The organism is Streptomyces sp. NPDC006610, assembly GCF_040611575.1.
GTDB lineage: Bacteria > Actinomycetota > Actinomycetes > Streptomycetales > Streptomycetaceae > Streptomyces.
In genome coordinates this window covers 1-8,974 of record NZ_JBEXOP010000056.1, presented here as the reverse complement: position 1 = coordinate 8,974, position 8,974 = coordinate 1, and the positions used below count along the sequence as shown (strand labels likewise).

The 8,974-nt window shown below is 78.4% G+C and carries 5 protein-coding genes; all 5 read right to left on the bottom strand.

The features are described from left to right. Positions 1-70 precede the first annotated feature (70 nt). Positions 71-2,449 (bottom strand): condensation domain-containing protein, encoded by a 2,379-nt coding sequence (locus ABZY13_RS30960; protein WP_356636634.1) that lies wholly within the window; start codon positions 2,447-2,449, stop codon positions 71-73. A gap of 431 nt (positions 2,450-2,880) precedes the next feature. Continuing rightward, a complete protein-coding gene (locus ABZY13_RS30955; RefSeq protein WP_356636632.1) occupies positions 2,881-3,831 on the bottom strand; it encodes an SRPBCC family protein in 951 nt (316 codons plus the stop codon). A 519-nt stretch (positions 3,832-4,350) separates the two neighbouring features. Next, positions 4,351-5,031 carry a thioesterase domain-containing protein gene (locus ABZY13_RS30950; RefSeq protein ID WP_356636630.1) on the bottom strand — a complete coding sequence of 227 codons (681 nt, stop codon included), beginning with the start codon at positions 5,029-5,031 and terminating at the stop codon, positions 4,351-4,353. A 103-nt stretch (positions 5,032-5,134) separates the two neighbouring features. Next, positions 5,135-5,956, bottom strand: coding sequence for an AfsR/SARP family transcriptional regulator (locus tag ABZY13_RS30945; RefSeq protein ID WP_356636628.1), 822 nt, complete (start codon positions 5,954-5,956; stop codon positions 5,135-5,137). 763 nt (positions 5,957-6,719) lie between these two features. Further along, complete coding sequence (locus ABZY13_RS30940) at positions 6,720-7,565, bottom strand: AfsR/SARP family transcriptional regulator (protein ID WP_356636626.1); 846 nt, start codon at positions 7,563-7,565, stop codon at positions 6,720-6,722. Positions 7,566-8,974: the final 1,409 nt, after the last annotated feature.

Below are 8,974 nucleotides of genomic sequence, written 5' to 3'. Positions count from 1 at the left end.
GAGCCTGCCGGACCGCGGCCTGCGGGGCCGGAGCTGCCGGGCCCGGGGCGTCTAGCGGGGCCGGGCCGGTTCAGGCGGGCGGGGCGGCGGCCTGCAGGGCGGCGGCCAGGCTGCGGGCCCGCTCCCGCTCCCCGGCCTGCGACCCCGCCAGCACCACCCGCGGCGGCCGTCCCCCGCCCGCCGCGATACGCCGGGCCAGGTCGCAGGCCGCCGCGCCGGCCCCGGAGAACCCCGCCAGCAGCACCTTGCGCCCCTCCCCCAGCCGCGCCACGGCGCCCCGAGCCGCACCGCCCCTGGTTCCGGGGGTGAGGACGAGGAGTTCCTCGGGGCCCGCATACAGGGCCGCCAGCAGGCCGTAGCAGGATGCGGACGCGCCCGGCGGAGGGACCAGACAGATCGTGCCCGCACCTTCCCGGCGCGCCGCCCGCACCCTGACCAGCACCCCCTCCCCGGCCCCCGCGCCGTCCCCGTCCCCCGTGCCGCCGGGCGCGGGGCACGGCAGGCACGAGGGCGGGGGCGTCGGGGGGCCGGGGGGCAGCAGGTCCAGGGCCCGGGCGACGGTGACGGAGCCCTCCTCCCGCGGCAGTGCGCGCAGCAGCAGCACGGTGTGCGCGAGCAGCCGGGCGGCCGTCTCCCCGCCGGCCGGGACCCGGTCGTGGACGGCGGTCAGGACCAGGCCGCCCGCCCGGTCGTGCTGGGCCAGCAGCGCCAGGGGATGCCCGGTGCGCGCCGGCCAGAGGGCGGGGAACCGCGCGTCCAGGCCGTGCGCGGCCAGTTCGCCGCGCAGCCCGTCGGCCGGATGCGGCGGGTCCTCGAAGACCACGACGCTGTCCGGCCGCCCGCCGCCGCTCCAGGCGCGGATCCAGTCCGCGGGCACCCACTCGTAGGCGGCCGCGTCCAGCGCCCCGTCGCGCAGGTCGCGCACCAGCCCCGCCACCGGCGCCGCCGGGTCGACCACGACCGACACCGGCAGGGGGTTGCGCAGCGGGCCCGGGGTCCGGGCGGCGCCCTCCAGCGGGATCCCGCGGCCGGGGACGGCCACCTCGAAGGCGACCGGCGCCGCCCCGGCGCCGCCGCGGCCGCGGTGGAGCAGCATCGCCCACACCGCCTGCAGCACACTGCTCTCGGCCGCCCCGAGACCGCCCGCCCACCGCGCGAGCCGGGCGACGCCCGCCGGATCCAGCCGGCGGCGGGCCCTCCCCGTACCCGCCGCGGCCGGACCCGCCGGAACGGCCGGACCCGCCGGGGCCGCCGGAACGGCCGGACCCGCCGGACCCGCCGGGACGACCGGACCCGCCGGGACGGCGGGGACAGCCGGGACGGCGGGGACGGCGGGTGGCGCCGCGCGTCTCTGCGGCCGCGCCGACGACAGGTGGCGGGTGAAGAACTCCCGCGCCGGGCCGGTGTCCTGGGCGGCCACCCAGGCCGCGTAGTCGCGCAGGTCGGGCCGGCGCTCACCGCCGGGCAGGACGCCGCCGGCGAGGTAGGCGCGGTAGAACGCGCGCAGCAGCAGCCGCACGCTCCAGGCGTCCAGCAGCGCCCGGTGGTAGGTGACCACGATCCTTCGCCCCGCGGCGGCGGACCGGCGGGAGGCGAGCAGGGTCAGGCGCAGCGGTCCGGGGCGGGACAGGTCGAAGCCGCGCAACCGGTCCTGCTCCAGGAAGGCCCGCCAGCCGCCGGGGGCCGGCCGGGCGATGTCGGGCACGACCCGCTCGTGCACCGCGAGCAGCGGCCGGCCCCCCGGGGCGAACGCGGTGCGCAGCACCGTCTCGCGGTCGAAGACCGACTGCCAGGCGGCGGCGAACCGCCCCGCGTCCAGCGGACCGTGCCAGACCCACATCAGCTGCTCGACATGCCGCCCGCTGCCCGGCCCCGTGTCGCCGCCCGCACACAGGACGGCCTGCTGCGGCGTCGCCGGGAACAGCCGCACGGCACCCCCGGCACCCCCGGCACCCCCGGCACCCCCGGCTTCCCCGGCTTCCCCGGCTTCCCCGGCTTCCCCGGCTTCCCCGGCTTCCGCAGCATCCCCGGCGGCGTCCCCGGCGGCGGCGTGTCCGGCGGACACGGCGGACACGGCGTCCGCGGCGTCGGCGGCGGGGCCGGTGCTCCGGGCCTGCGCGGGGGGCGCGGGGGCGGGGGCCTGCGGGCGGGCGGGCGGCGGCTGGGTGAGCCGGTCGGCCAGGGCTCCCGCGACGAGGCCGGCCGCGGCTCCGGAGGGCGCCGAGAACCGCAGCGTGTGGTGGTCGGGTCCGTGCCGCAGCAGCCGGTGCCGCCAGGCGGGCCGGTCCGCCAGGTGGGCGGTCAGCTCGCCCAGCAGACGCTCCAGCGCGGCGGCGTCCAGCGGACCGCGCAGCTCCAGGTCCCACGGGGCCGCGTGCGGCGGGGGCCCGGGGTCGACGACCACGCACAGCGGGGCCGGACCGCCCGGGCCCCGGCGTCTGTGCCCCATGACAGCCTCCTGGTGATGGTGAACGGCAACGTCCCCCGCCCTTCCGGGGGCCCGCCCGCGTCCGCAACGCCGGGAACAGCACGCTAACGGCAGCAATCGCCCGAAGTCCGTTTTCCCGAGCGGCTATGCAGCGGTGCCCGAGCGGAGCGCGAGACGCACCCGCCCGGGCAGCCCGCCCCTTCCTTTTCCCGGCCCCGGTCCGGGCCTTTCCGGACCGGGCACCGATTTCCTTCACAGAATCTTTTCCGACCCGTCCCGTCCGGAAAGACGCACGCTTTATCACTGACTCGTGTCACGGGCCGGGGCGCAGAATTCCGCGGGGGTCCGGCCCGGATTTTCCGGGAAATTCGGAGCGTGCGGGCAGGGGCGCGCGCGACGGGGACGCGGACCGCGCGGCGCCAGGGGCGGGGGCAGGGGTGTGAGGGGGTGTTTCAGGGGGCGGGGACGGGGTTGGCGGCGTGGCGGGCGGCCCGCTCCAGCACGGCGCGGCAGTGCCGGCGCAGCGCGGCGCGGACGTGGCGGCGGGCGTGGGCGAGGCGGGCGCCCTCGCCCAGGACGTCGGTGACGGCCTCCTCGCGCAGCAGGACCCGGTGGCGGGCGGTGACGGTCACCCCCCTCTCGTCGGGGTCCAGCGACCACTCGCCGGTGTGGGCGGCCACCAGCCGGCCCGGGGAGGTCTGCTTGTAGACGATGCGGCCGGCGTGGGGGAAGCAGATCCGCACCGACTCGGTGGTGTGCGCGCCGTCCTCGGTCAGCGTCTGCATGGTCATGCGCTGCACTCCGGGGGTGTCCTCAGTCAGGGCGACGCGGGTGACGTGGGGCACCAGGTGGGGCCAGGAGCCGGCCCGGTGGAGGAAGCCGTAGACGGGCTCGGCGGGGCCGTGGATGCGCAGCGAGTCCTCGAAGGACAGGACCAGGTCGTCCAGGCGGGTCCACCGCTCGGCGAAGTTCTTCAGGCCCTCCAGATGGACGGGGCCCTCCAGGTCGGCGCACAGGCGGGGCGGGGCGGCGGGGGCCCGCAGGCGGGGGACGCTGTAGCCGAAGGCGAGGTCGAGTTCGGTGCGGGCGGGGCCCTGGCCGCGCACGGCGATGACGCCGCTGACCGCGTCGAGGGGGGCGGAGGGAAGTTCCTGGCGGAACTCGATGCGCCGCTCGACGGGGTCCAGGCGCCGCCAGGAGCTGCACGACATCAGCCGGCCCTCCAGCAGGGACCACACCAGCAGGTGCTCGCGCTCGCCGTCGAAGTCCAGGCGCTCCACATGGATGCTCGGGGCGAAGTAGAGCGGCAGGGCCGCAGCATCGGCGAGGACCGCGTAGACCACGCCGGCGGGCGCGGCCACCTGGATGCGGTGCCTCGTCCTGCCCACACGCTCACCAGACATCTGAACACCTCGTTCTCGGTCACGGTGCGCCGCCCGGACCGCGCAGGGCGCTGCGGACGGCGGATACGGAAAAAGGGGCCGGGCCCCGGCGGCCGGGTACCGGCAGGTCCGGGCCGGGGCGGCCCGCACCGGTGCGGCCCCGGGGATCCGGACCCCGGGAGCCGGGATACCGGCACGGGCCGGTACCGGCGGCCCCGGGACCGGGCGGCCACGGAACCGGGTGACGCACAGACGGACGGCTGCGGACCGGAACCCGGGAGCCCGCGGTCCGGGGCCGTAGGCGCGGCCGGCGGCCGGCCGCGCGGCCTCCGGTACCGGGCCGCGGGCTCCGGGCCGGGGTTCCGGTTCCGTTCCGGTTCCTTTCCGGTTCCGGGTCCGGTCCTGGTGCCGGTGCCGTGCCCCGGGCCGGCCGGCGGGCCGGGCCCCCGGGTTGGGGGCAGACCCCCTGGTGGCAGGCTCTCGGGGCAGGGGCAGGGGCGGAACCGGGGCCGGGGTGGGGCCGGGGTGGGGCTGTTCCCTTCAGCCGACGGGTGCCGGCTGCGGGTCCAGGCGGCCGGCGACGCGGCAGGCGCGGCCCAGCAGCCGGGGCAGGGCGGCTGCGCCGCGTCGGACGAACTCGTCGGCGGGCAGGGTACGGGTGTGCACGGGCCCGGTGGTCCACCGCCGCCAGCCGTCGGTGTCCGCGGCGCGGGGGGCGATCAGGAGCAGCGGGGTGGCGGGCAGTGGGGCGCGTGCGGGGCGGCGGGCGGCCTCGTGCAGGGCGCGGGCCAGTTCGTGCTCGGCGCGCAGCACGGGCAGGGCGGCCCGCAGCAGCACTCCTTCGTCGCTGCCGGGCGGAACGGCGGGGCGGTCGTCGTGCGGCCGGGGCGGCTGTCCGGCGCGGGGCAGGCGGGCGGGGTCGGTGGGCGGCGGGCAGGCGCCGACGGCCAGGAGCGCGGGGCCGGGCAGGCCGGCCTCGTGCAGGGCGCGAACGACGGTGTAGGCGATCAGGGCGCCCAGGCCGTGCCCGTACAGGACGTAGGGGCCCGGGCCGGGGACGGTGAACGGCTCCATCGCGCGGGCCAGGAGCGTGTCGCGGCTGAGCGCGCCGGGTGCGGGCACGGGGGCGGCGACGGGCCGCACGCCCGGGCCGAGCCCGGCTCTCCAGCCGTCGAAGAGGCCCGCGGCCCGGGCACTGTGCGCGAAACAGTGCAGAGACACGGGCGGTCGGTCCGGCACGGCATCCTCCCCAGGGTGGTGGCTGCGGCTGCGAGGGGTTCGAGGATGCCCGGCGCGCCTCGAACCCAGCTGGAGGCGTGCCTCATCAGGCGGCGTAGCGGTCGAAAGTGGAGCCTCGGCGGGGGCCGGCGACCACGTCGAGTTCCGGGTCGACCGCGAGCATGGCCTGGTGCAGGCGCTGCAGCGGCGGGGAGGGCTCCACGCCCAGTTCCTCGATCAGTCCCTCGCGCAGCTTGCGGTAGACGTCCAGGGCGGAGGCCTGCCGGCCCGAGCGGTACAGGGCCAGCATCGCCTGCGCGTGCAGGCCCTCGTGCTGGGGGTGGCGGGCGGTCAGGTCGGTCAGTTCGGCGATCAGCTCGGTGTGCCGGCCCAGCCGCAGGTCGGCGTCGATCCGGCGTTCCACGGTCACCAGGCGGGACTCCTCCAGCCGGGTGACCTCGATCTGCAGGACCTGCCCGAGCCGTACGTCCACCAGGGCGGGGCCCTGCCACAGGGCGAGCGCCTGGCGGAAGCAGCGGGCGGCCCGTTCGTCGTGGCCGTCCTCGAAGGCGGCCTGCCCCTCGGCGGCCAGGCGTTCGTAGGCGTGCACGTCCACCGACTCCGGGGGTATCTGCAGCAGGTAGCCGCCGTGCCGGGTGGCCAGGACGTTCTTGGCCGCGCCGGGCGCGCCGGGCCCCATCGCGGTGCCCAGACAGCGGCGCAACTGCATGATGTAGGTCTGCAGGGTGGTCATCGCGCTCTGCGGGAGTTTCGTCCCCCAGATCTCCTCCATCAGCGTCGACACCGGCACGACGCGGCTGGGATACAGCGCGAGCAGGGCCAGAACCTGTCTGGGCTTCCCGGCGGTCGGGACGATCGAGTCCCCGTTCACGGCGGCACACAGCGGACCCAAAACCTGAATCTCCATGGTTCCTCCGTTCGTCGTCGGACACTCCCAGTGGCGGAAAGTCTTCGGCGAACTTGCACGCTAGCGGTATCCACGGCGGAGGCAACGGTTCCTTCAGCGGCATTTGAGCAATCCTCGAAGAACCGGCCCCGCACGGCGCGTTCCGAGAAACACGGAAGTATTAATAAACCAGCCGAAAGGAACACGCCGGTCATTCAGAAAATCCCTGTGTTCACATTCCGGCCCCGACCGCCGCCACACCGGCACCGGGCCGGACGGGCGGCACCGGGCGGGCCCGGCGGGGCCGGACCGGACCCGGCAAGGACAGGGCGGAGCGGGGCGGGGCGGGGCGGGGCGGGGCGGGGCGGGGCGGGGCGGGGCGGGGCGGGAAGACACTCGCACACGCGTCCCGGCGGCCGCGCACCGGGGTGCCCCCCGGGGAAGACGGCAGCCGACAGCCGGGGCGCGGCCCGGCGGCGGCTGCGGGCCGGGGGGCGGGGCGCGGCCCGGCAGCGGGTGCGGGCCGGGGGGGCGGGGCGTGGCCCGGCGGCGGGTACGCGGCCCGGCAGCGGGTGCGGGCCGGGGGGCGGGGCGCGGCCCGGCGACGGGTGCGCGGCCCGGTAGCGAGTGCGCGGCCGGGGGGCGGCTGCGGGCCGGGGGCGGGGCGCGGCCGGGGGCGGGGCGTGGCCCGGGGGCGGGGCGCGGCCGGGGGCGGGGCGTGGCCCGGGGGCGGTGCGCGGCCGGGGGCGGGGCGTGGCCCGGGGGCGGGGGTGTGTGGGGGGGGTCAGGTGGTGGGGACGAGGCGTTCGCGGCCGTCGCCGGTGCTGCGGCCGGGCACGGACTCGCCGGGGGCGCCGGGGCCGGCGGTGAGGATCAGGCGCTGGATGCGGCGCAGGTCGGCGGAGGGTTCCAGGCCCAGTTCGCGCACCAGGGTGGCCCGCAGCCGCTGGTAGGTCTCCAGGGCCTCGCTGCGGCGCCCGGAGCGGTGCAGGGCGAGCATGTACTGGCCGCGCAGGGTCTCGTGGGTGGGGTAGCGGCTGACCAGGACGGTGAGTTCGGCGATCAGGTCGCGGTGGCGGCCCAGGCGCAGGTCGGCCTCGATGCGCCGGTCCAGCGCGCACAGCCGGGTCTCCTCCAGGCGCCGGGCCTGGGCCTGCAGCTGCTCGCCGGCCTGCACGCCGGCGAAGGCGGGCCCGGACCACAGGTCCAGGGCCTGCCGCAGCTGCCGCGCCGCGCCCCGGAAGTCGCCCGCGTCCATCGACCGGTAGCCCAGCGCGGTGAGCCGCTCGAACTCGCGGGCGTCGCTGACGCCGTCACCGGCGTCGAGGAGATACCCGCCCGGCACGGTGACCAGGACCTCCTTGGCCGTGCGGCGCGGGCCGTCGCCGGACGGTCCCGGCAGCGCGGCGGCGATCAGCTCCCGCAGCTGCAGCACATAGGTCTGCAGGGTCGTGCGGGCGCTGCGCGGCGGCGCGGCCCCCCACAGTTCCTCGGTCAGGCAGGCCACGGAGACGACCTGCCCGGCATGGAAGGCGAGCAGGGCCAGCACCTGCCGCGGTTTCGGCGCGGTCGGCGTCACCGAGACACCGTTCACGCGGACGTCCAAGGTGCCCAACACCTCGATGTTCACGTCTCCCCCGTCTCACGCCCGGACCGGAGCCGGACGAATCAAACCGCACATCCCGTATTGTTTTAGGGTTTCGGTCAGGGATATCACAGGCCCCGCAGGCCCACAACCATCCCCCGCCCGGGGCACGGGCAGGGGAACAGGGGATGTACGGCGCCGCACGGGCCCCCGGCCGCCGCACGGCCCCGCCGGCTGCCGGGCCGCTGCCGGCGGCCGGCGGGCGCCGCTGCGCAAACCGCCCTGACGGTCACCCGGCACGGGCAGGACGGCGCGCACCCGCCGGCCGAGGCCGGCCGCAGACGGTTCCGGCGTGGCCGGCCTCGGCAGGCACGAGCCGGCCGGCAGCGGGCGCCGGCCGGGCAGGGGCAGGGCGGCGGCAGCGGCGTGCCGGCCGGGCAGGGCGGCGGCAGCGGCGTGCCGGGGGGCGGTGTCCGGCGGTCCCGGACGGACGGCCGGCTCCGGCTCCGTCCGTCCGGCCCCCGACCGGGGCAGGTGCGCGGCCGGGCGGCCAGGACACCCCCGCTGTCCTGGCCGTGTTGTCCCCGAAGGGCCGGCGGCGCACCGCGGCCCGGCGGCCTGCCGCGGCCCGGCGGCGGGGGCGGTGCCGTCCGCCCGGCCGCCCCGCCGGCCCGTCCGGTGCCCCGGTGGTCGCGGCCCGCAGCCTGAACGGGTCCTGGCGCACCGAGGGGCGAGGCGGGTGCCGGCTGCGTGGGCGACAGCGTCAGGATCACGAGGTCCGGCCTCGGGGACCGGGGCCACGGTGTCCGGGGGGCTCTCGGCGTGACCGGCATCCACCACGCCACCACGCCACCACGCCATGGGGCGCTGCCCTGCTCCCGCGCAGCGCGGCGGACCGGTTGATCACCGAGCCCGGGCGGGGTTCCCCGCCCGGGCTCGGCCGGCCGTGGGGGCCGTTGCCCCCAGAGGTCACGGCGCCCCGGCGTGCGACGCCTCCGGCGGCCGCCGGCCGGACCCGGGACAGGGGGCGTGGAGGGCGCGTGCGGGCGGTTCCGGCCGCCGCTGCGGCGGCCGGGGGCGCGCCGGCCCGGTTCTGCCCCCGGCGGCCTTTTGCCCGCCCGGTCCACGGGCTGCCGGCCTGCTCGTGCCGGGGCCCGGCAGGGCCGGCACGAAGGCGGGAGGGGGCCGTCCTGACGGCGGACGGCCCCCTCCCTGCCTGCCCCCGGCGTGCCGGGCCCCGGTATGCCGGGGGCCCGGCACGCGGACGGGCGGGTATGCGGGGGTCAGGTGCGGGGTTCGGCTCCGGCGCGTTCGGGACTCTTCGCGGCACCGCCGGGGCTGTCAGGGCCGCCGGGGGCGGGGGTTTTGACGGAGTCGAGGAGGAGCTGGGCGACGTCGACGACCTGGACCGTCTCCTTCGCCGTGCCCTCGTTCTTCTTGCCGTTGACCGAGTC

What these genes read in the sequence shown, in the direction of transcription:
- ABZY13_RS30960 (WP_356636634.1), bottom strand. Translation starts at nt 2,449, where the DNA reads ATGGGGCACAGACGCCGGGGCCCGGGCGGTCCGGCCCCGCTGTGCGTG.
- ABZY13_RS30945 (WP_356636628.1), bottom strand. Translation starts at nt 5,956, where the DNA reads ATGGAGATTCAGGTTTTGGGTCCGCTGTGTGCCGCCGTGAACGGGGAC.
- ABZY13_RS30955 (WP_356636632.1), bottom strand. Translation starts at nt 3,831, where the DNA reads ATGTCTGGTGAGCGTGTGGGCAGGACGAGGCACCGCATCCAGGTGGCC.